This window comes from Streptococcus sp. WB01_FAA12 (assembly GCF_012843315.1).
Taxonomy (GTDB): Bacteria; Bacillota; Bacilli; order Lactobacillales; family Streptococcaceae; genus Streptococcus.
This window is the reverse complement of the sequence record NZ_JABAEX010000003.1, coordinates 1-21,127: the sequence shown is the minus strand read 5'-3', so window position 1 is coordinate 21,127 and position 21,127 is coordinate 1. Positions and strand designations below refer to the sequence as shown.

Annotated in this window: 19 protein-coding genes and 3 pseudogenes; 3 read left to right on the top strand and 19 right to left on the bottom strand. The window is 41.7% G+C overall.

Going from position 1 to position 21,127, the window contains the following annotated elements:
- Positions 1–13: 13 nt before the first annotated feature.
- The 12 genes and pseudogenes from HF881_RS05290 to glmS form a co-directional block, all read right to left on the bottom strand.
- A complete protein-coding gene (locus HF881_RS05290; protein WP_169446727.1) occupies positions 14–817 on the bottom strand; it encodes a phosphatidate cytidylyltransferase in 804 nt (267 codons plus the stop codon).
- 8 nt (positions 818–825) lie between these two features.
- Complete coding sequence (locus tag HF881_RS05285; RefSeq protein WP_169446726.1) at positions 826–1,584, bottom strand: isoprenyl transferase; 759 nt, start codon at positions 1,582–1,584, stop codon at positions 826–828.
- 419 nt (positions 1,585–2,003) lie between these two features.
- Positions 2,004–2,768 carry an amino acid ABC transporter ATP-binding protein gene (locus tag HF881_RS05280; protein WP_169446725.1) on the bottom strand — a complete coding sequence of 255 codons (765 nt, stop codon included), beginning with the start codon at positions 2,766–2,768 and terminating at the stop codon, positions 2,004–2,006.
- Between the two features lie 9 nt (positions 2,769–2,777).
- Positions 2,778–3,500: an amino acid ABC transporter permease gene (locus HF881_RS05275; RefSeq protein WP_169446724.1), complete on the bottom strand. Its 723-nt coding sequence runs from the start codon at positions 3,498–3,500 to the stop codon at positions 2,778–2,780.
- Between the two features lie 3 nt (positions 3,501–3,503).
- On the bottom strand, positions 3,504–4,196 hold the full coding sequence (locus HF881_RS05270) for an amino acid ABC transporter permease (protein WP_009729724.1): 693 nt from the start codon (positions 4,194–4,196) through the stop codon (positions 3,504–3,506).
- A 32-nt stretch (positions 4,197–4,228) separates the two neighbouring features.
- The gene (locus HF881_RS05265) at positions 4,229–5,107 is read right to left on the bottom strand and encodes a transporter substrate-binding domain-containing protein (protein ID WP_084925501.1); all 879 of its coding nucleotides are present in this window, start codon (positions 5,105–5,107) and stop codon (positions 4,229–4,231) included.
- An 11-nt stretch (positions 5,108–5,118) separates the two neighbouring features.
- Positions 5,119–6,117 carry a uroporphyrinogen decarboxylase family protein gene (locus HF881_RS05260; protein ID WP_169446723.1) on the bottom strand — a complete coding sequence of 333 codons (999 nt, stop codon included), beginning with the start codon at positions 6,115–6,117 and terminating at the stop codon, positions 5,119–5,121.
- Between the two features lie 2 nt (positions 6,118–6,119).
- On the bottom strand, positions 6,120–6,323 hold the full coding sequence (locus tag HF881_RS05255; protein WP_169446722.1) for a hypothetical protein: 204 nt from the start codon (positions 6,321–6,323) through the stop codon (positions 6,120–6,122).
- Positions 6,324–6,335: 12 nt separating this feature from the next.
- Positions 6,336–7,340 carry a uroporphyrinogen decarboxylase family protein gene (locus HF881_RS05250; RefSeq protein ID WP_169446721.1) on the bottom strand — a complete coding sequence of 335 codons (1,005 nt, stop codon included), beginning with the start codon at positions 7,338–7,340 and terminating at the stop codon, positions 6,336–6,338.
- A gap of 219 nt (positions 7,341–7,559) precedes the next feature.
- A pseudogene (locus HF881_RS05245) lies at positions 7,560–7,691 on the bottom strand (5,10-methylene tetrahydromethanopterin reductase); the annotation flags it as partial.
- A 130-nt stretch (positions 7,692–7,821) separates the two neighbouring features.
- Positions 7,822–8,328, bottom strand: a complete 507-nt coding sequence (locus HF881_RS05240) for a hypothetical protein (protein WP_093586040.1) — start codon at positions 8,326–8,328, stop codon at positions 7,822–7,824.
- 127 nt (positions 8,329–8,455) lie between these two features.
- Positions 8,456–10,264, bottom strand: a complete 1,809-nt coding sequence (glmS, locus tag HF881_RS05235; RefSeq protein ID WP_169446719.1) for a glutamine--fructose-6-phosphate transaminase (isomerizing) — start codon at positions 10,262–10,264, stop codon at positions 8,456–8,458.
- Between the two features lie 215 nt (positions 10,265–10,479).
- Here glmS and HF881_RS05230 point away from each other — a divergent pair, with 215 nt between their 5' ends.
- Positions 10,480–10,893 (top strand): EamA family transporter, encoded by a 414-nt coding sequence (locus HF881_RS05230; RefSeq protein WP_169446718.1) that lies wholly within the window; start codon positions 10,480–10,482, stop codon positions 10,891–10,893.
- 264 nt (positions 10,894–11,157) lie between these two features.
- Here HF881_RS05230 and HF881_RS05225 read toward each other — a convergent pair whose 3' ends face one another.
- The 5 genes from HF881_RS05225 to HF881_RS05205 form a co-directional block, all read right to left on the bottom strand.
- A complete protein-coding gene (locus tag HF881_RS05225) occupies positions 11,158–12,162 on the bottom strand; it encodes a sugar transferase (protein ID WP_169446717.1) in 1,005 nt (334 codons plus the stop codon).
- Positions 12,163–12,495: 333 nt separating this feature from the next.
- Complete coding sequence (locus HF881_RS05220; RefSeq protein ID WP_084925480.1) at positions 12,496–13,068, bottom strand: nucleotidyltransferase family protein; 573 nt, start codon at positions 13,066–13,068, stop codon at positions 12,496–12,498.
- Positions 13,049–14,047, bottom strand: coding sequence for a Holliday junction branch migration DNA helicase RuvB (gene ruvB, locus HF881_RS05215; RefSeq protein WP_346775284.1), 999 nt, complete (start codon positions 14,045–14,047; stop codon positions 13,049–13,051). The genes HF881_RS05220 and ruvB overlap by 20 nt, the downstream gene beginning before the upstream one ends.
- Before the next feature lie 190 nt (positions 14,048–14,237).
- Positions 14,238–16,652, bottom strand: a complete 2,415-nt coding sequence (locus tag HF881_RS05210; protein ID WP_084925475.1) for a flavocytochrome c — start codon at positions 16,650–16,652, stop codon at positions 14,238–14,240.
- Between the two features lie 25 nt (positions 16,653–16,677).
- Positions 16,678–17,286: an NADPH-dependent FMN reductase gene (locus HF881_RS05205; protein ID WP_169446716.1), complete on the bottom strand. Its 609-nt coding sequence runs from the start codon at positions 17,284–17,286 to the stop codon at positions 16,678–16,680.
- Positions 17,287–17,504: 218 nt separating this feature from the next.
- On the opposite strand from HF881_RS05205, the gene HF881_RS05200 reads away from it, so the two are divergent.
- Together HF881_RS05200 and HF881_RS05195 are read left to right on the top strand one after the other, a co-directional pair.
- Entirely contained in the window at positions 17,505–18,704 is a 1,200-nt protein-coding gene (locus HF881_RS05200) for an OFA family MFS transporter (protein WP_169446715.1), read from the top strand.
- 75 nt (positions 18,705–18,779) lie between these two features.
- Positions 18,780–19,658 carry an AraC family transcriptional regulator gene (locus tag HF881_RS05195; RefSeq protein ID WP_169446714.1) on the top strand — a complete coding sequence of 293 codons (879 nt, stop codon included), beginning with the start codon at positions 18,780–18,782 and terminating at the stop codon, positions 19,656–19,658.
- A gap of 68 nt (positions 19,659–19,726) precedes the next feature.
- Here the strand turns inward: HF881_RS05195 and HF881_RS05190 are convergent.
- Both HF881_RS05190 and HF881_RS05185 read right to left on the bottom strand, forming a co-directional pair.
- Positions 19,727–20,660, bottom strand: a pseudogene (locus HF881_RS05190) (IS30 family transposase).
- An 89-nt stretch (positions 20,661–20,749) separates the two neighbouring features.
- Positions 20,750–21,127 (bottom strand): annotated as a pseudogene (locus HF881_RS05185) (type IV secretion protein Rhs); the annotation flags it as partial.

Below are 21,127 nucleotides of genomic sequence, written 5' to 3'. Positions count from 1 at the left end.
AATATTCCTTTCTTTAAAACAGGCCAAACAAGTGCATGATAGGAAAGACAACTAGCATACTGTCAAAACGATCCAACACACCACCATGCCCCGGGATAAATTTCCCAGAATCCTTGACACCGAAATGGCGTTTCATAGCACTCTCAATCAAGTCACCAAACTGACCTGCCACACTGAAGAAGACGGCAAAGAGACTCATTCTGTACATCCCATAAGGGAGAGCAACTGTGCTGTCTACCAGCATGAAGAGTACTGTTACCAGTACCGCACCTAGAATACCACCGATAAAGCCCTCAATGCTCTTATTGGGAGAAACTCTTGGTGCCAACTTATGCTTACCAAAATTCATCCCTATCAAGTAAGCTGCGCTATCTGTCGCCCAGACTATAAAGAGAGCCAGAAGCACCTTGTCAAAACCTGCCACCCGAGCATCTAGTAAGGCGTTAAAGCCAAAACCAGCATAAAAGCTCATCGCAATCGGGAAAACTGCATCTTCAATGGTATAGCTTTTACTGAAAACGGTGGTCCCTAGCATAATCGTAATTAAAACGCTGTAGGCAACCACATTCCCATCAACTGGCAAAAAAGTTAGGTAATTTTCTAAGGGGATTGTGAGAGCAAAGGTCGCAAAGAGAGTCAAGGTTCCCTCGATGGTCATGGTCTTTAGCCCCTTCATCTGCAAGAGTTCATTGACAGCCAGCATCGCTAACAAACCAATCCCTATCTGTAACAAGAGTCCTCCCACAAATAAGACTGGAAGGAAAATAGCCAGAGCCAATACCGCAAACAATGTTCTCTTTTGTAAATCCTTGGTCATATCTTCTCCTAAACTCCTCCAAATCGGCGATTGCGACGATTATAGGCTGTAATAGCCTCCTTCAAAGAGGCTTCATCAAAATCGGGCCACAAGGTATTCGTAAAGTAAAGCTCACTATAGGCTGCTTGCCATGGCAAGAAATTACTCAAACGCAACTCACCACTCGTACGGATAATCAAATCAGGATCTCGCAAATCCTTTGGCAGGCGTTGTGTGAAAAGATAATCCCCTATCATATCTTCTGTAATATCACCAGGATTGATTTTGGCATCTAGAACTTCCTGAGACAAGCTCTTAAAAGCCTGCGTAATTTCAGCACGACCACCATAATTAAGGGCAAAATTGAGAATCAGGCCTGTATTGTTCTTGGTCAATTCCTCTGCTTTTTTCAAAGCTTCAAAGGTCGGCTTAGGTAGGCGATCTGTCTCCCCAATCATCTGAATCTTAACGTTATTTGCATGTAATTCCGGGACGTAGTTGTCATAAAACTCGACTGGTAAGTTCATGATAAACTTAACTTCTTGATCTGGGCGCGTCCAGTTTTCCGTTGAAAAGGCATAAACCGTGATGACCTTGACTCCCATCTTGTTAGCTGCCTTGGTCACCTTTTGGAGGGCTTCCATCCCTGCCTTATGACCAAAAACCCGTGGTTGCATCCGTTTTTTAGCCCAGCGGCCATTCCCATCCATGATGATGCCAATGTGAGCAGGAACCTGTGTTGGAACCTCAACTTCTACAGCTTTATCTTTCTTAAAAAATCCAAACATGATCTTATTCCTATTCAAAAATCTATCGTTTCATTATACCATATTTCCCTCTATTCTTCTATTGCTAAGTTACTGCCCCTGCTTACAGATAGACAAAAATAAGCCGCCTGATTAGGCGACTTTATTTTATAGGGAGATTATTATGAAAAAGTTTTAGGAGTTTAAGTTAAGTTTCTCTTAACTTATGAGCTTAGTATACACCTCCTAGCTTAAATTTTTCTTAAGTTTTTTTGAGAAATGAAAAATCTAAAATAAGATTACCCACTTGAGTGTACGAAAAGTACCTCAAATCATCTCAAATAGCCAATCTAAGTCTAAAACCTAGCTTTTTCTGAAAGTCATTTCAAGCTGACACCTTTTTCCATAGTTTATAGATTGAAACTTTGCCTCATAAGTTACTTTCATAATACACTTATCTATCAAATCATATATTCTACACTATAGGTGGCATCTGATAAGATACGAGCTAGAAACTGCTTGGTACGTTCTTCTTGTGGACGACTAAAGAAATCGTGTGGATTATTCTCCTCTACGATACGGCCTCCATCCATGAAAATAACGTGGTTAGCGACATCTCTAGCAAATCCCATCTCATGCGTGACGACCACCATGGTCACACCTTCTCCCGCCAACTGTTTCAGAACATCCAAAACATCTCCAACCAACTCAGGGTCTAGTGCAGATGTTGGTTCATCTAGCAAAATCACCTCGGGCTTGACAGCAATGGCACGCGCAATTCCTATTCGTTGTTGTTGCCCTCCAGATAGCTGGGAAGGGTAGTAGTCTTTATAGGCCAGTAAACCAACTTTTTCCAAGGCAGATTCTGCACGTTTGAGCGCTTCTTCCTTGGGAACTTTACGAGCCACGATTAGACCTTCTAGAATATTTTCCAGAGCAGTTTTATTTGCAAAGAGATTGTAGTGTTGGAAAACAAAGGCTGTTTTTTGGCGAATTTCTAGAATGTCTTTCTTGCTTAATTGGGCCAAGTCATAAGTCTTTCCTGCCAAGGTCAACTGACCGCTGTCAGCTTTTTCTAAGTGGTTGAGACAGCGGAGAAAGGTCGTTTTCCCCGAACCTGATGGTCCTAAAATAACGACGACATCCCCTTGATTGACCTGGAGATTGACATCCTCCAGGACCTGCCTCTCACCAAATGTTTTTGCGATATGTTCTACTTGTAACATCCTGTCCTCCTATACAAAACGAGCGCTAGATGCTTTCGCTCTCTTTTCTTTTTTCACATAGGCTTTCTCCAGTAGGGAGAAGCCCCACTGAATCAAACCACAGATTAAAATATACTGCAAAAAGATTACAAAATAAGACTCAAAATACTGGTAACCGTAGGACGCTTCCACACGAGCAATAGCGGTGATATCCTTGATGGTCATGACAAAGACCAGGGAGGTCCCTTTGACGATATTGATCACCAGATTGGCCAAGTTAGGCAAGGCTGAGCGCAAGGCTTGAGGAAAAACAATCCTTAGATAGGCCTGGGTCGTAGTCAGCCCAATCGCATGCGCCGCCTCTAGTTGTCCCTTGTCCACCGTCAAGATAGCTGAACGCAAAATCTCTGATAAACTCCCGACTGTCATCAAACTATAAATGATAAAGGCATAATAGAGAGGATCAAGCTTGAAAATATCAAAGTCACTTCCTATGCTTTTGAGAAATTGATTCAGCAAACTTGGAAACAAACTATAAAAGAAGAGAATCAATAAAATCGGAGGAGTCGCTCGGATGAAAGCCAGATAGACCAGAGAAAAACTCCTCACCCCTCGAACCTTGTAAATCTGCCCCAAGGCTAAAAATAGAGCCGGTAAAAAGCTTAAGACCATAGCCACAATCATGATAATCAAGGTGATTGGCACACCCTTCAAGGTCTCCAGAAAGGTCTTTACAATATAGTCTATATCCATTTCTTACCTCCCTTTTGTTTCCAAAGACTTCTCAAGCAAACGACTCAAGCTAGAAATAACCAGGGCAATCCCCCAATAAAGAAGTGCGACTGCCGTATAGGTTTCCAGAGAGTAGTTCCCTAAATTGCGACTAATCAAGAGATTGCCTGCCCCCATAACATCAACGAAACCAATCGTATAAGCCAAGGCAGCATCCCGCATGAGATTGAGAATAGCAGTCGTTATATTGGGAAGAGCAACTTGAAAAGCTTGGGGAAAAATGATTCTCCAAAAAGTCTGACTTGGAGTCAAACCAATACTAAGCCCGGCCTCTGTCTGCCCCTTTGGAATAGCTTGATAGCTCGCCTTGAAAACCTCTGCAACAATAGCGGCAAACAGGAGAATCATCGTCAGGAGAACAAAAATAGTTTTAGACCAGTTATTGATATCCAAACCAAGCCACCATTTCAGAAATTCTGGCAAGCCATAAAAGACTAGAAAAAGCAAGACAATCGGCGGTGTACAACGAAGGGTAAAGATATAGCCTTTGGAAATTGCTGCAAAACTCTTGTCTTCTCCTACTTGCGCCCAGGCCAAGAGACCTCCAAAAAGGGAACCAAGAAGAGTGGTAAAAAAGAGAATGGACAAGGTCATAGGAAGTGCCTGCCATAAGGTCGGCAAAAACTGAAAGACCTTGGAAAAATCATAAGAAACCATGCAAAACCCTTTCTAGTCTTGGAATTTCTGGTCTAGTCTTTGTCTACGTAACTAAAGACATCTTCTTTAAAGTATTGCTGAGATAGCTTAGCAAGCGTGCCATCTTCTTTCAATTCTTTAATTGCTTTTTCGTATTCTTTAGCAAATTTCTCGCCCTTTTCATCACGGTGAATCAAGGGATAAGTTGGAATGCCCTTGTATGGGAACCAGCTGAGTTTATCCGCATATTGGTGGTAAGGGCCATCTTCTGCGGTAACTGCTTTTTCAAAGGACAGTTTGATATCAAAGAAGGCATCATAACGTCCTTCTAAGACCCAGGCATAGGCATCTGCTACTTTAAAGGATTCTGCTGCTGTTAGCTCAATCGGTGCGTCCTGATGTTTTTCATTGTAGCTGGTGATAACATTCCATTGAGCATTCTGTGGAGAGATGGGTACCAATTTTCCTTTATTCTTAGCAAAGTCATCAATGGTTTTGTATTTCTGTTCATCTTCTTTTCTGACAGTAAATCCGATAATGCTCGCTCCGACTGGTTCAGATGGAATGACAAACTTTTTAGCTCGTTCATCTGTGTACCAAGCTCCCTTGGTTCCGATGTCATACTTGCCTGATTCCAGACCAATCAAGAGGTCATCATCACTGGTACCCGTATATTCAAATTGATAGTTTGCCAACTTCTCATCAACAGCCTTCAAAACAGCTACTTCATAACCATCTGATTCCCCTTTTTCATTAACAAAGTCATAAGGTACGTAGTTTTGTGTATGGGCAACCTTCAAGGTTATGACCCCACCAGATGAAGCTGTTTCTCCCTCTTTGGCTGGAGCGCCAGCTAAACTTCTCCCGATAATCGTTGCCCCAATTACTGCAACAACTGCTACACCACCGATAATCCATGCTTTTTTACTCATCTTTTTCTCCTTTAGTTTTCAAACGCTTCTCTCACCCACTGGATACGTTCAACTGCGATATCACTTGGAATGGTACAATCTGCCCCAAGTACCAAGCCCTGTTCCCCAGCTTCTGCAACTAGTTTCTTTGCCTCAGCCTGAATGGCGTCCTTGCTACCAGTATACAGCAAGCCCGTCTTGCCATTTTCGAATCCTCCAAGAACCGTACGTCCCTTGAAAACCTCACGACCTTCCTTGAGAGTGATTCCTTCTGGTCCTACAGCCCAGTTAAAGACTTGGGCTGGATAGTCTGCAAAAAGATGAATATCATTTCGCGCCCCCTCGTAGCCACAGATATGAAGAACAGTGACACCACCAACAGCACTAGCTGCTTCTAGAATAGTTATCTCGCTAGGTGCAATGACGGCTTGATAATCTGCTGCCGACACTCGTTGATCTTGGATACTTTGCACGCTGAGGTAGATTCCGTCAGCACCAGCCTCTTCGATGACAGCTCGGCTGAGATTAGCAATATCCTCTGCAATCACATCCAACACCCTCTTCAGAGCTTCAGGATCTTCCACTAGAAAGTCCGCAATAAGGTCATCCCCGCCAGACACTTCCCCAAGCAACCACTTGAGATAGGTCACAGGAGCAAAAATATTGTAAATCGCAACGATATCTTCTGTAAACTCTTGCTTGATTTTCTTAACCAAGTCAACCTGCTCTTTTATCCAAGCGTGATCTGGTCCGAGTGGTTGAATGGTCGCCAATTCTTGAAGAGATTTTCCTTTGGCAATCACTGGATTTGGATAAGCAAAGTACCCATCACTCATGAGCTTGATAAAGTCCGGCTGAACTTCTCGAATAAAGCGCTTATGGCCTTGAATATTCTTCTCGATAATGGCTGGATTTGAGAAACCGTGTAGCCATTCGTCTTCTGATGTGAAATGGTGCCAAAAGCCTACTGGCACACGATCAACTTTCTCACCTCTAAATGCTTTTAAAACCCATTCTCTTTTTTCTGACATTCTTATTCTCCATTTCTTACTTTTTCAACAAATAAACTGCTTGCGATATCATTCGAGCGTAGAAAGGGGAGACTGGACTTGGAAAAATCCTGAACTCCACGACATCTCTCTCCATTTTTGCAGTGCTCATTTTTTACAACGCTTATGGCGACCAAGGCTAGCAAACCGACAACGACAATAAAGATGCCCCATCTTTTACTTTTCATAGCTCCTCCTTTTTAGAGAACCGCTGCCTGTCGAATCCAGTCCAACCTCTCTAAGTCAAAGTCATCTGGAACAGTACAGTCAGCTCCCAGAAGAACTCCTTTACTACCAGTTTCAGCCAGTAATCGCCTTGTTTCATTTTGCAATTCCGCTTTAGAGCCTCGATAAAGCAAGCTTTTCTTACCATTTTCAAATCCACCTAAAACAGCCTTGCCTTGAAACAACTCCTGACCCCGTGTCAAACTAACATCCTCATGATGAGTCGCCCAATTGACAACCTGAGCTGGATAATCCTTAAATATCGTCACATCATTGCTCGCACCTTCAAAACCACAGATATGGAGGATATTGGTCCCACCAACCTGATTAGCCGCCTTTAAAACAGCTATATTGCTCGGTTCGATATAGGTTTGATAGAGTGCTGGTGTGATGCGCTCATCTTGAATTTCCTGGGTGCTGAGGTAAATTCCATCAACACCACCTTCCTGGATGATTTTCTGAGTTAAGAAAGCAATGTCTTTTGCAATCACATCTAGAATAGCTCTGAATCGCTCAGGATTTTCAAGCAATAGGTCAGCTACTTCCTTATCTCCTCGAGAAGTTTCTGTACGGAACCAGCGCTTGAGGTAGGAGATCGGTGAAAAGATATTGTAGAAAGAAGCAATCTCTTCGGTAAAAGTCTCTCGAATCGCTTGGACCACTTCCACCTGTTGCTGAATCCATGGGTGTTCCTCACCAATCGACTCAATAGAAGCCAGCTCCTGAATGCTTGCAACCTTAGAACTGTAGACATTACTTGGATAAAGGAAAAAACCGTCGCTCATGATTTTGACAAAATCAGGGTGAATCCTTTCCACATAGTTGCGATGCCCGTCAACACTCTTTTGAAAGATACGTGGATTGTTTAATCCTTGCCCCTTTTCTTCCAGTGTTACAAAATGAAACCAAAATCCCACAGGAACTCTTTCCACTTCATCGCCTCGAATCGCTCTAAAGACTAAATCTCTTTTACTTGCCATACCTTTCTCCTTCCATTTGGATTGAAACCATCTTACCACTCCTTTTTCTCTTTTCCCAATATATATTGACTATCAACTCGATTGGAAATTTTTATATCTATAAAGAAAAAATCTCTGGAAAGCTTGATTTTACTGGCCTTTCAGAGATTTTTTCCTATTTATTACTTTTTTAAAATGGTTGTTATATAGATTTTTTATCAACTTGATTAGGATTTTTTATTAAGCCTCTTTCATGGCAAAATATGCCCGGACTTTGGGTGCCACTTGTGTGCCGAAGAGTTCAATAGCTCTCAGAACCTGGTCATGAGGCATGGAACCAAGCGGTAGATAAAGCATGAAACGCTCCAAACCTTTGCTAAGCTTGGGTCAGTTTCTTGAAATAACGCGGATTCTCACCCAGTAGGCAAGGTAGCACTAAACAGTTTTATTTGCAATACATTCGCTCATTAGAAAAAGCCTAGATCAACTAGACTTTTTTAGCTTATTCTACCTGTAGTTTATTATCTTTCAAAGTCAATTTCGAGTTTTCTGTCAATTCTGTTTGTTCAAAAGTGTAAATCGTCTCGCCCTTTGTATCAATCATGTACCAGGCTTGATCTTTGCGGACAACCAGGGCAAGCTCCGTGCTATTTTCGTTCTCGTTTTTGATCGACAATGGAAAGGCCTTGTCCACACCTTCCAGAGCTACTTTCTCACCTGTTTTTAATTCTACTAGGTAGTACACGCCATCCTTTGTACCAAAACTGTAGTCCCCATTAATCGGTGTGTGGCTATCATAGTTTTTCATTAGAATGGAAGTTTTATCTACACCATCAAATGCCTTTTTAAATTGTTCTCTCTGCTCTTCAGCTTTCTTTTGATCTTGAGACTGAACCGTCTCTTGCACAGCAGCAATCCGTTCCATGTTTTGCTTTTTCGCTTGTCTCGCCTGATGGATCAAGACCGTTCGTATCAAGAAAGAACTAGACAAGACGATACCAATCAGCATAGCAATAATATTTTTTTCTTTTTCATTTTCTTCTCCTTATAAAAAACTGCCTTCGGAATACAAGGATTCCTATCTCAAGTATAACAAGGAAGAGCAAAAAAGTCTAGGAGGACTAGACTCTTTTAGCTTATTCTACTGTTACTGACTTGGCAAGGTTACGAGGTTTGTCCACATCGAGACCACGGTGAAGTGTTGCAAAGTAAGCAACCAATTGCGTCGGTACGACCATTGAGATTGGTGAGAGGTAAGGGTGGACGGTCGTAAGGACGATGTCGTCTGTCTCTTTAGCAACATTTTCTTCTGCAATAGTGAGAACCTTGGCACCACGGGCTGCGACCTCTTGGATATTTCCACGAGTATGGTTGGCAAGGACTGGATCTGACAGGAGGGCCAAGACAGGAGTTCCCTCTTCAATCAAGGCAATGGTTCCATGCTTGAGTTCTCCTGCCGCAAAACCTTCACACTGGATATAAGAAATCTCTTTAAGTTTGAGACTTGCTTCCATGGCTACGTAGTAATCTTGACCACGTCCGATATAAAAGGCGTTACGAGTTGTTTCGAGAAGGTCTCGAACCTTGGCATCAATGGTTTCTTTCTCAGAAAGAGTTGATTCGATAGACTGAGCCACGATAGACAACTCACGAATCAGATCAAAGGCTTGGGCTTTGGCATTGCCGTTTGCTTCTCCGACTGCTTTTGCAAGGAAGGCAAGAGCTGCGATTTGTGCTGTATAAGCCTTGGTTGAAGCCACGGCGATTTCAGGCCCTGCATGAAGAAGCATGGTATGGTTGGCTTCACGTGAAAGAGTTGAACCTGGCACGTTTGTCACTGTCAAGCTTGGAATGCCCATTTCATTGGCCTTGACCAAAACCTGACGGCTGTCAGCTGTTTCACCAGACTGGCTGATAAAGATGAAGAGTGGTTTCTTGCTGAGAAGTGGCATGCCATAGCCCCACTCAGATGAGATTCCAAGTTCCACTGGTGTATCCGTCAATTCTTCCAGCATCTTCTTAGAAGCAAAGCCTGCATGGTAAGATGTTCCAGCTGCAAGGATGTAGATTCGGTCTGCGTCTTGAACAGCCTTGATGATAGCTGGATCCACGACAACTTGACCAGCCTCATCTGTATAGGCTTGGATGAGTTTACGCATCACCGTTGGCTGCTCGTCGATTTCCTTAAGCATGTAGTAAGGGTAAGTCCCCTTACCGATATCTGACAAGTCAAGCTCCGCAGTGTAGCTAGCACGCTCACGGCGATTGCCATCATAGTCTTGAACTTCGACGCTATCAGCCTTGACGATTACCAACTCTTGGTCATGGATTTCCATGTATTGGTTGGTCTCACGAATCATAGCCATAGCATCTGAGCAGACCATGTTATAGCCTTGTCCAAGACCAATCAAAAGTGGTGATTTATTTTTAGCTACATAGATGACATCTGGGTTTTCAGAGTCAATCAAGGCAAAGGCATAAGAACCACGGATGATGTGAAGAGCTTTTTTGAAGGCTTCAAGAACTGAGAGACCATCTTCTTCTGCAAATTTTCCAATCAAGTGAACAGCGATTTCCGTATCTGTTTGCCCCTTGAAGTGGTGACCTGCAAGGTATTCTTCCTTGATTTCAAGGTAGTTTTCAATCACTCCATTATGCACCAAGACAAAACGTCCAGTCTCAGAGCGGTGTGGGTGAGCGTTATCTTCCGTTGGTTTCCCATGAGTCGCCCAACGCGTGTGTCCGATACCAGTTGTTCCCTCAACACCAGCTGTTTTAGCAGACAATTCAGCGATACGGCCAACAGCCTTAACTAGATGATTTTCAGCACCACCTAGAACAAAAATTCCCGCAGAATCATAGCCACGGTATTCGAGCTTTTCAAGCCCTTGAATCAAAATATCAGTTGCATTTGTGTTTCCAACAACACCGACAATTCCACACATAGTATATACGACACAGACCAGCTGTGCTTCCCCCTTAAATTGGTATAGTCTGATTTTCCTTTTACAGAACCAGCAAAGACAGTATATACTTGTTTTTCTCGCTTGTCAAGTATAAAAATTGGTATAGTTTTTTAAAATGCCATCAGAGTAAGATTTCACTTGAGAACTGACAAGTAGGATTCGATTACTTATAATAGAGAGAGGAGGTAGTTATCATGTGGTTTTTCTTCGCACTTTTATCTGCTGTCTTTGCAGCCTTAACTTCTATTTTAGCCAAAATTGGGATTGAGGGAGTTCCGTCCAATCTAGCAACAGCCATTCGTACGGTCATCGTCATCCTTATGGCTTGGGCCATGGTTTTCCTGACCAATAGTCAGACTGAGATTGTCAACATCAGTAGAAAAAGTTGGCTCTTTCTCATCCTGTCTGGTTTGGCAACAGGTGCCTCCTGGCTCTGCTACTACAAGGCCTTGCAGATGGGCAATGCGACTGAGGTATCTGCTGTCGATAAGTTTAGTCTCGTCATTACACTCGTTTTAGCCTTTTTCTTTCTACAAGATGTCCTGACGTTTAAAACAATCATTGGATGTATACTGATTACGATTGGGACCTTGGTGATGATTTTGTAATCCTCATCCTCCTCCATATATGACTTTTCCCCCAAAAAAAGCTAGATAGTTTTGGGGGTATTTGTTATGTCTAAATTTATAAGTAGAGGAAATCAGCTTCAAGCGTCTAGCAAAAAGGAGAGAACCAAATTGGTTCCCTCCAAGATGTGGTTTTTCATCAACCCATTACAGTTGATAAAAAACTAATTATCTAAGATGGCTAACTTCGACTTGAAATTTTGCCTTTCTAAATCTGAATGTGGTAAACCGATGACCGACTTTTGACTAATCTAAGAGCATCATGGAATCAATAAACAATTTCTTTGTGAAATAACCATTTTTAATTAAGTAAGCTGTATATTTTGCTCTTGTAACCATTTGATCATACTCTTCTGCCGTACATTCCTGAACCACGCGGCTAGCTTCTTCCAAACTGGACACGACAAAGCCCAAACCTTTCTCACGGATATAGTCCACATTAGAAAGATAGTCTGGCACAACCACAGGAATACCCGCAGCCAGATAAGTTGTCAACTTATAAGAAACATTTTCTTTATAGTAATCACGCTCTTCCGCGGGATTTTCGGAATTTCCCCATACTAGGCCAAAGCCTCCTCCTTTAGACAACTCCAACAATAATTCCTGCTGAGTTCGCCACCCCTCAAGATGGACTTTGGAATAATCTACTCCCTCTGCTCTCGTAGCATAAACATGAAGGGGGGTATTGTGTTTCCAGTCAACAATATGTGGAAAACGAGATGGGTCTCCTGAGAAGATTAATTTTTTCTCAAATTTTGGAGTATAGAGTTCCAAACCATGGGGAAGATCCCAGAGTTTTTGAACAACGTAGTTCTTGACGGTTAATCCTTCTGAAACGAGTTTCTGGTACATTTGTTCGGATGGTACTACCACCACATCACATTTATTATACATGTCAATGTGGGCCTTCATAAGATAATAATTGCTCTCAAACATTAGTGGCTGAACATCATGGATAAACATCACCATTTTTACATGAGAAAGCTTTAACTTTTCTACCAAGTGATTGTCCCATTCAACACTATTCCATGAAGGAGATTGGAAAAAAACGACATCTCCATAAGATACCCCCGCGACAATCCCATCCATCCGCGAGTTCAGTTCTTCCCACGGTTCATGGCTTGCATCATAAAAATATATTCCCAGTTCGTTAACTCCAAAGTCTCGAACAATTTTCATGACATTGTTCTGCGCCATCAAGGCAACACTCGTTGATGCTTGCCCAAATAAATTTGTGAAATGTACTTTCATTGTTTTCTAAATCCTCGTCTCAGTAATTTCTCTAAACATTGTATCATAATTTACGACTTTTCAAAAGCGTTTACATGCCAATTTTCAAGCTCAAGTTAGTTACTTGGGATAATTTTTCAGGAGTCTTATCTTCCAAGAACAATAAGGATAGCCTTAATAGATGTTTTTCTCACTCAATCTCACAAATTCGGTATCTTTGTTAGCTATGATAGATTGAATGAATTTTTCCTATTGAGTATATAATTTTTTGTACCTTTAGATTTCTCTGTTTATCTTGTGATGATTATAAACTCACATATAGAATTCTTATGTAATCAAGTCACTAACTTCTTTTCAAAGATTTGAGAAAGTGAGGTTTTTCCATTTTTCCTGCCAATTTTTCTTGGACAAGCGCTCTTGATAGAGCTTCATCCGGTCTTCATTATCTAGGAAATGAGGAGTTGGGGAAACCTGAAAGTTCAAAATATCCTCTAAACCATAGGGCGCAAAGAGCTCTAAAGTTGCATCAGCATTCAAGCGAAGTCCTACCGCTGTACAGCGCTCGGGATACTTAGCCATCGCATCACAGGAGCTGATATAGGGCGCAGTGTGGGGACTGTGCAGATGCATATAGACCTGATTTTTCAACTCCCACTGATACTGAGGAAAATCTTCTCTCAGTTTTTTCTCTAGGGACAATGTTTCCTCATAAGAAACATCTGGATCAAAGAAAATCACATCCACATCTGTTTCACAGTCAAAAGGTGATTTGTCTGACAAGAGATTCCAGATGAAATTTCTGACAGAACCTGCTGCCAACCACGAGTCTTTCAAACCAAGATTACGAATGATGGTTAAAATGGCCATCATATCTGGATTTTCTCTAAAAACGTCTAGAATTTCTTGCTCATTTTTCATTATACTCATAGCCCAAATGCTCGTAGGCCTTAGCCGTTGCAACCCGTCCAGACCGTGTTCGCATGATAAAACCTTTCTGGATGAGGTAGGGTTCGTACATATCTTCGACTGTTTCGCGCTCCTCGGCAATATTAACAGAAAGGGTTCCTAAACCGACAGGACCACCACCGTACATCTCAATCATAGTACGAAGGATTTTTTGGTCCACATAATCTAAACCTTCATGGTCTACGTCCAGCATAGTCAAGGCCTTATCCGTAATCGCATCATCAATCAAGCCGTCCCCCATAATCTGGGCAAAGTCGCGTACGCGCTTGAGGAGACGATTGGCAATACGAGGAGTCCCACGACTGCGTAAGGCCAGCTCAGTAGCTGCTTCATGAGTGATTTCCATCTCAAAAATATCGGCCGTCCGCTCAACAATTTCTGTCAAATCAGCATGGGCATAATACTCCATATGACCCGTAATCCCAAAACGTGCTCGTAGCGGATTTGAGAGCATACCAGCCCGAGTCGTCGCACCAATCAAGGTAAAAGGTGGCAAGTCCAAATGGACACTGCGACTGCCCTCTCCAGCCCCAATCATAATGTCAATGTAGAAGTCCTCCATAGCACTATAGAGCACCTCTTCCACCGACATGGGCAAGCGATGAATCTCGTCAATAAAGAGGACGTCCCCAGGCTCCAAATCATTCAAAATCGCTACCAGATCACCCGCTTTTTCAATGACAGGACCCGACGTTTGCTTGAGATTGACTCCTAGTTCATTAGCAATGACAAAGGCCATGGTCGTTTTCCCCAAACCTGGAGGCCCAAATAAGAGTACATGGTCCAGCGCTTCATCCCGGATTTTGGCAGCTTCGATAAAGATTTGGAGCTGATCCTTGACCTTATCCTGCCCAATATATTCACGTAAATACTGAGGCCGGAGCGTACGTTCTACTAACTCCTCATCCCCCATTATCTCATTATCTAAAATTCTATTCATGTTTCCATTATATCAAAAATCCAAGCCACAAACAAAAAAGCCACCTGATTGGGTGGCCTCTTTAGGGAGATTATTATGAAAAAGAAAGGATTAGGATTTCATTAAATAAAGTTAGGAGGTCTTTACTTAATGACTATATGATACACGAGGAGACTTAAAATTACCTTAACTTTTTGTATTTTTTTGCTTTTTACTCACAATTTTCTTTAACAGCTGTTTGACCTGCAATACGTCCAAAAGTAAAGATATCCGTAAGCGAATTTCCTCCTAGACGGTTACCTGCATGGAGTCCACCTGCGACTTCTCCGGCAGCATACAAACCAAGGATAATCTGACCGTTTTCATTCAAAACGTGTGTTGAAGTATCAATCTTGAGTCCACCCATTGTATGGTGAACGGCTGGTTTTCTCGGTGTTGCGTAAAATGGCGCAACCTCACACTTGAGATCAAAACTACCTTTATTAAATTCAGGATCAAAACCTGCATCTACATAGGAATTGTAATTCTTAATCGTTTCCACTAGAACTTGTGGGGCCATACCAATCTGAACCGCCAACTCTTCTATCGTATCTGCACGATAGAGAGTGCCTGCTTTGACTTGGGCATTGATTTTTTCTTGACTAGTGTTGTAGGCAGTTTCCTTGATACGTTCATCTGCGATTAGATAGAACAAGCCTCCATTATCAATCGCCGCTTGAGATAGCTTGTCTCGGCTACCGTACTCATCTACAAAGCGCTTACCTTGAGTATTTACCATAATGAAGTTTGCTGGAGGAACTTGAAGTCCTGAGAAGAGGGCACCTGTCACTGGATCCGATACTGGCATCATCTGACTAAAGCCCATACCTACCAAATCTGCACCTACACTTTGACCTAAAAGAATACCATCCCCTGTTACAGCTGGTGTATTAGATGTGGCAATATCATCTGCAATTTCAGTCCAATAGGTATTGTATTTTTGTAACATCTTGGTATTGGCACCAAATCCTCCAGAAGCTAGAACAACAGCATCTGCATTGACAATGATAGTTTGACCGTTTCGACCTTCTGCTCTGACACCCTTGACAACCTCGTTTTCTACAAGCAATTCTTTAACTGGAGAATCTGTCAAAATCTTGCCACCATTTTCTAGAACATATTTTTGTAGGACGGATATAAAGGCATACCCCATTGGTTGAACCGGCTTATGGCCACGACGCCAAAGGGCTCCAACTGGCATTGTCACTTCGCTACGAACAAATTCAACGCCGATGTCTTCCAACCACCGAACTGACTCTAGGGCTCGCTCGGTTAAAACAGATACTAAATCGTATTGGCCATGAATTTCATTTCCTTGTAAATCTTTTCGTTTCCCACCGATATAGGTTTGGATACGGTAAAGTAAGGTAGAGTCAAACAAATAGCTGGGATCCTGCAAATACTGCTCAACCTCAACTTTCAAGGCTCTAAAATCCTCTAAATATTCTGGATCAATCGTTGATTCATCTGTCGCAATCAATTCTTGAAGCGTATGTGCCTCGCCTGGATGAGCTGCGAAGGTTCCTTGCCATGCTGGATCTGGTGCATTCATTGGGCCACCCGCACGAACAGTATTTCCTCCAATTGCTGGGAATTTCTCTACCACAATCGGTTTCTTACCAGCTTGTAAGACTGCAGCAGCCGCAGCTAAACCAGCTCCTCCACCTCCGACGACGACAACGTCTGCCTGATAGGTTTTATCTTCTTTATCTAGAGCAGATGGTGCTTTTGAACGTTTCCGTAAAACATCTGGATTTGCACCAGCTTGTTTGACTGCGCGAGCAACTCCGTCCAAGACACCATTTGAAGTCACAGAAGCTCCTGACACCGCATCAACGTTTAAGGTTTGTCCCTCAATGATTTCCGCTGGGATACGGGTAAAGACGACATCTGCGATTCCTGAAGATTCTCCAGAAGAATCAATTTCAATTTTTTCAATACGGTCCTCAGAAACCGTGACATCCATCGGCAATTTACCATTATGACCTTCCGTTGTAACGTGATAAGTTCCTGGTTCAAATCGAACTTCTTCAGGAAGATTTAATTGGTTTGCAACGGATACAAAGCGAAGGAAGCGATAAAAACAACTATCTAGGAAATCTACAGTTCGTTCATCAATTAAATTTCCATTATTATCAAATGCTCGATGAGCTCGACCAAGTAAAAACTCACTACCTGGCATAACTGTTGCATTTACCCCAGGAGCATCCAAAATCTGACGAAGATGAAGTTGGGCACGTGAAGAACCTTGAATATCGTAGGAAGCTCCGACAATCATTGTCGGCTTTCCGTCTAGTGGATGAATGTTAAAAGACAACCACTCGAGCAAGCTATTCAAACTTGATGGAATCGTATGATTGTGCTCGGGTGTCGAAATAATGACACCATCAGCTTCTAAAATAGCCTGGTTGAACTTCTGAATAATAGGTGTATCTGTTTGATCATCCGTTTCATTAAACATCGGTACATCTGTTATTTCTAAAATCTCAATATCCGCTTTTGAAGCAAAATGTCTTTTCATAAATTGCAACAAACTACGGTTATAAGATTGTTTGGCATTGGTACCAACAATAGCTACTAATTTCATTGACTCTACTCCTTTCATTAATTCCCTAGGCTTTCAACCATTCTTCCCAGATGAATGATTTCTTACGATTTGTATCTTCAGGTTTTACTAAAGCTTTTGTTAATTCAACAAAATTTTGAAACTCTGAAAAATGTTCTTCTAGTTCTGCAACCTTTTCAGGATTATTCAAATGACACTCATCATCTAGTACTTGCTCAGAATGACCTAGAAAGAACTCTGTACCAGGCATAACTCTCGCTTTAAGCTCCGGCGCATCTAAAATCTGACGTAAATGTGCCTGCGCTCTAGATGTTCCTAGCAAACCGAGAGAAGCACCTACAATCATAGTTGGTTTATTGATTAAGGCACGACTGGTATAAGCAATCCACTCCAAAGCAGAGGCCAAAGGTGCCGGTATCGTGTGATCGTATTCTGGGGTTGAAATAATCACACCATCTGCAACAAGAATTTTTTCTGAAAAAGCTTGAACTTCAGCTGGCGCTTGCTTGTCCTCAGGTTCGTTAAATGCTGGCAATTGTTTGATTTCCAATACCTCAATGTCGGCTTTATCCGAAAAGTGCTTTTGCATAAATTTCAATAGTTTCCGATTGGTTGAGCGATCTGAATTGGTTCCAACGATAGCAACTAGTTTCATCTTGGTACCCCTTTCATTTATTTAATCTACTTTTATTATACTACTTTAGAAAATCTTGTAAATCCTTGATAATAAAGACCGTGTTATTCTATCAGATTATCGTACTTTAGTATAAGTTCGTGAAAAAATTAACAAAATATCTTCATAAACTATTGACCACCTTCCTCAACTATGATATATTTTTGGTGAAAAAATATACATTTAAGGAGGATGTTTTTATGAAAGAGACATTCAATCATTGGCGAGTTTTAGTCGCGTCTACAGCCATTCTTCTTTGCACAGGTGCCGTCTATTCCTTTTCTGTTTTTTCTGGACCACTTAGCAGTTCAACAGGCTGGTCCATGTCTGATATTATGTTAGCATTTGCTATCAACTCTGCAATCGGCCCTATCCCCATGATTCTCGGAGGTTATTTAGTTGACAAAGGTTATGTAAAATGGACCATCGCCCTTGGCGCTCTCCTATTTGCTAGCGGATTTTACTTAACTGGCTATGCCAATTCACCAGCCATGCTTTATTTGACCTATGGATTAATGGCTGGACTTGGTCAAGGTTTTGCCTATTCAGGAGCCCTCTCCAATTCACTTCGCCTCTTCCCTGATAAACGTGGCTTAGCCTCTGGAATTCTGACAGGTGGCATGGGATTTGCTGCGGTTATTGCTTCTCCAGTCGCGAGCAATCTCATTCAACAACAAGATGCCTTCTTCGCCTTTCGGACAATCGGATTGGTTTATATAATCGTCATTATTTGTGCAATTTTCTTTATCAAGGCAGCTCCAAGCGGCTACCAACCAGCAGGTTGGAAAGCTCCAGTACAAACTAAGCAAGAGCCTACTAATAAAACCTGGAAACAAATGCTACAAAGTCCTCTGTTTTACATTATCATTAGCATGTTCTTTGTCGGCGCCTTTTCTGGTTTGATGATTGCCTCTCAGGCATCACCAATCGGTCAATCAATGTTTGGACTCTCTGCTGGTACTGCAGCTCTCTATGTCTCTCTTTATTCAATCGCAAACTCTAGTGGTCGTTTTATCTGGGGATCACTTACTGATAAAATTGGTCGTTCTCAGACCTTATTGATTATCTATTCTGTCATTGTCCTAGCTTTATTCTCCCTAACTATCGTCCCTGGTCAATTCGGGTTTACCTTAGGAATTATAGGGCTTGGTATCTGCTTTGGTGGTGTTATGGGGGTCTTCCCATCTATCGTCATGGAAAATTACGGTCCTGCAAATCAGGGGGTCAACTATGGTATAGTCTTCACTGGATATTCTTTAGCAGCATTTTTTGCTCCCAAAGTCGCTGTTCAAATGGCAATGGCTAATAATGGAAATTATAGTGTAGCTTTTTATGTTGCTATCGCTTTGGCCTTTATTGGACTTATGCTTACTATTTTTTATATGAAAAAGAAAGCTTAAAGCTGGAAAACTTCCTAGATAAGGAAGTTTTTTTGGTATAATAAAAGTAGTAATAGTATATTGGGAGGATGTACCATGGCAGACCGTTCACGTTTCTTACGAGATAACCCATCTGACTTCCCATATGATTTTGAAAAACAAATCTTATCCAAAAAGTCTCCTGACACAATCTATCATTGTCATCCTGAACTAGAGATTATTTACGTTACAAAGGGTTCTGCCATCGTTCATATCAACTCAGAACGCTTTGAAAGTCGTGAAGGAGATATTTTTCTTATCCAACCAACCTCTCTCCATGCTATCTATTCTCACAAAGATAAAGAACTATTTTCTACCAGCTTTCGGATTCATCTAGATTATCTTGGTAGAAGTCAAATTGACAGCTTTAGCCAACGCTATATCCAACCCCTCCACTCTGGTCACTTTTGCCTCACTCCTCGAATATCATCAGTTGATAAGGCCTATAATCAAATTCAATCCTGCCTTCTTTCCCTCTTTTCTATCCTTGAAGAAAAAGGTATATACTACGATCTACTCATAAAGTCTAAACTATACGAATTGCTTCATCTTCTCTTTAAGTATAGATACGTCAATCGACACTATACAGATGATACCTACCAAAAATACCAAAAACTAAAAGAAGTGATTTGCTACCTTGAACAACACTATGCAGAACCCATTCATATCGAACAACTAGCTGCAACGTTTGGATATAGTAAAAATCACTTTATGAGTATTTTCAAGCAACATACTGGAGCCAGTTGTATGGACTACCTGCTCCAGTTACGTCTTGAAAAATCCTGTGAGAAACTCGTCCAAACCAACCTCAGCATTCAAGAAATTGCCTGTCAGGTCGGTTTCACCAACCTTTCTAACTTTAATCGTCAATTTAAGCAACACTATCACTTAACACCTAGACAGTATCGAAACCAACAACTTAAAAAGAAAACATGATTCTTCCTCCTTAGTCTTTCTCTAAGGAGTTTTTTTCAAACGATAAATTGCAAGAATAAGTGCAACATTTACTCTAACTCATCCACTAGAGCCTCATAAGCAGTTCTGTAAGCTAAACATTTTCGCGGTCTGTGATTGATATCTGATGAGGCCTTGTTCAAAGCCTCATCAGATATAGCAGCTAAATCTGTTTTCTTTGGGAAATATTCTCTTAGTAAGCCATTTGCGTTTTCATTGCTTCCTCTCTGCCAGGATGAATAGGCGTTCGCAAAGAAAAAGGAAATTCCTAAATTCTCTACCAGAGGATAGCAGGCGAACTCTTTTCCCTCGTCTGAAGTGAAGGTTTTAAGAGTCTCTTTTGGAAATAGCTTACAAATTTGTTCGATGGCTGAAAACATGGCTTTGGCTGTTTTGTCTGGTATCTTTAAAGCTAAGTAAAAGCGAGTTTTCCGCTCCAGAAAGGTCGCTAAACAGCCCTTGCTTTTGCCTCTGGAAGACACCACAGTATCGAGCTCCCAGTGACCAAAAGTTTCACGATTCCGGACCTCTTTAGGATTGGCAATCGACGTGCCAATCCTAAATCTTCCACGTGTTTCTTTTGGCTGTCGACTTTTTTCCTTTCGGCGAAGGACGCTTAAATCCAGATCAATCAAATCCGCATAGAGCCAGTTATAGATGGTTTTAAAAGCGACCATTGGCCTTTGTTCAAGCTTGATAGCCCCCACAAATCTGTTCAGGCGACCAGGAGGCTTTTAACCCCTTCTCAATTTCCTTTTTCAACTTAGGTGTTAAACAAGACTTCCGACCCTTTTGCTTAGCCCTGTGGTCATACTGTTCCTGTGCTAAGACTGCGGAGTAACCATTTTGGCATCGTCTCAACTCTCTTGAAATGATAGACTTATGGACGCCAAGTTTACTTGCAATTTGGCAAGGTTTCAAACCTAATTCCAAGTAAGTTTCTATCTTTATTCGGTCGGTTATGGCAAGATGGGAGTAGCTCATAGTTTTTCCTCGGCTTCTGTTTGTGTGGTTACTTACAGTTTACACCAATGAAACGCTGTGAGTTTTTTTGTTGCACTATATTTTACAATTTATCCAAACTTAAATCTCTTACCTCCCAATTCCATCACATCATCCACACTACCGTCTAGATTCTTCGCGAAAGCACTGAGATTATCTGCTAAATGAGATAACTTTCCTCCACTACTTGATAGAACACCATCTGCTAGTTGAGGCTCTAGCCCAATATTCAGACGGAAGTTCTGTGCGGCTTCACTTAAAACATTATCTGCATGGCGCAAACCATCGCTTAGAGCATCTGCCGAATTCGATAGAATCTTACTTGGTCGGAGATTGTCTAACTGTTTGCCATAGTTTTTAATTTTAGAAAAGACATTATCCCCCAAGCCCTTGGCATTCTTCAAGACACCTTTGAAACTATCCAGGTTCTTAACTCCTTGTTCCAAGCC

Coding starts and splice junctions, on each gene's coding strand:
- HF881_RS05275 (WP_169446724.1), bottom strand. CDS start 3,500: ATGGATATAGACTATATTGTAAAGACCTTTCTGGAGACCTTGAAGGGT.
- HF881_RS05200 (WP_169446715.1), top strand. CDS start 17,505: ATGAAAGAGACATTCAATCATTGGCGAGTTTTAGTCGCGTCTACAGCC.
- ruvB (WP_346775284.1), bottom strand. CDS start 14,047: ATGAATAGAATTTTAGATAATGAGATAATGGGGGATGAGGAGTTAGTA.
- HF881_RS05285 (WP_169446726.1), bottom strand. CDS start 1,584: ATGTTTGGATTTTTTAAGAAAGATAAAGCTGTAGAAGTTGAGGTTCCA.
- HF881_RS05255 (WP_169446722.1), bottom strand. CDS start 6,323: ATGAAAAGTAAAAGATGGGGCATCTTTATTGTCGTTGTCGGTTTGCTA.
- HF881_RS05280 (WP_169446725.1), bottom strand. CDS start 2,768: ATGTTACAAGTAGAACATATCGCAAAAACATTTGGTGAGAGGCAGGTC.
- HF881_RS05230 (WP_169446718.1), top strand. CDS start 10,480: ATGTGGTTTTTCTTCGCACTTTTATCTGCTGTCTTTGCAGCCTTAACT.
- HF881_RS05220 (WP_084925480.1), bottom strand. CDS start 13,068: ATGAGTATAATGAAAAATGAGCAAGAAATTCTAGACGTTTTTAGAGAA.
- HF881_RS05260 (WP_169446723.1), bottom strand. CDS start 6,117: ATGTCAGAAAAAAGAGAATGGGTTTTAAAAGCATTTAGAGGTGAGAAA.
- HF881_RS05290 (WP_169446727.1), bottom strand. CDS start 817: ATGACCAAGGATTTACAAAAGAGAACATTGTTTGCGGTATTGGCTCTG.
- HF881_RS05205 (WP_169446716.1), bottom strand. CDS start 17,286: ATGAAACTAGTTGCTATCGTTGGAACCAATTCAGATCGCTCAACCAAT.
- glmS (WP_169446719.1), bottom strand. CDS start 10,264: ATGTGTGGAATTGTCGGTGTTGTTGGAAACACAAATGCAACTGATATT.
- HF881_RS05210 (WP_084925475.1), bottom strand. CDS start 16,652: ATGAAATTAGTAGCTATTGTTGGTACCAATGCCAAACAATCTTATAAC.
- HF881_RS05195 (WP_169446714.1), top strand. CDS start 18,780: ATGGCAGACCGTTCACGTTTCTTACGAGATAACCCATCTGACTTCCCA.
- HF881_RS05225 (WP_169446717.1), bottom strand. CDS start 12,162: ATGAAAGTACATTTCACAAATTTATTTGGGCAAGCATCAACGAGTGTT.
- HF881_RS05265 (WP_084925501.1), bottom strand. CDS start 5,107: ATGAGTAAAAAAGCATGGATTATCGGTGGTGTAGCAGTTGTTGCAGTA.
- HF881_RS05270 (WP_009729724.1), bottom strand. CDS start 4,196: ATGGTTTCTTATGATTTTTCCAAGGTCTTTCAGTTTTTGCCGACCTTA.
- HF881_RS05240 (WP_093586040.1), bottom strand. CDS start 8,328: ATGCTGATTGGTATCGTCTTGTCTAGTTCTTTCTTGATACGAACGGTC.
- HF881_RS05250 (WP_169446721.1), bottom strand. CDS start 7,340: ATGGCAAGTAAAAGAGATTTAGTCTTTAGAGCGATTCGAGGCGATGAA.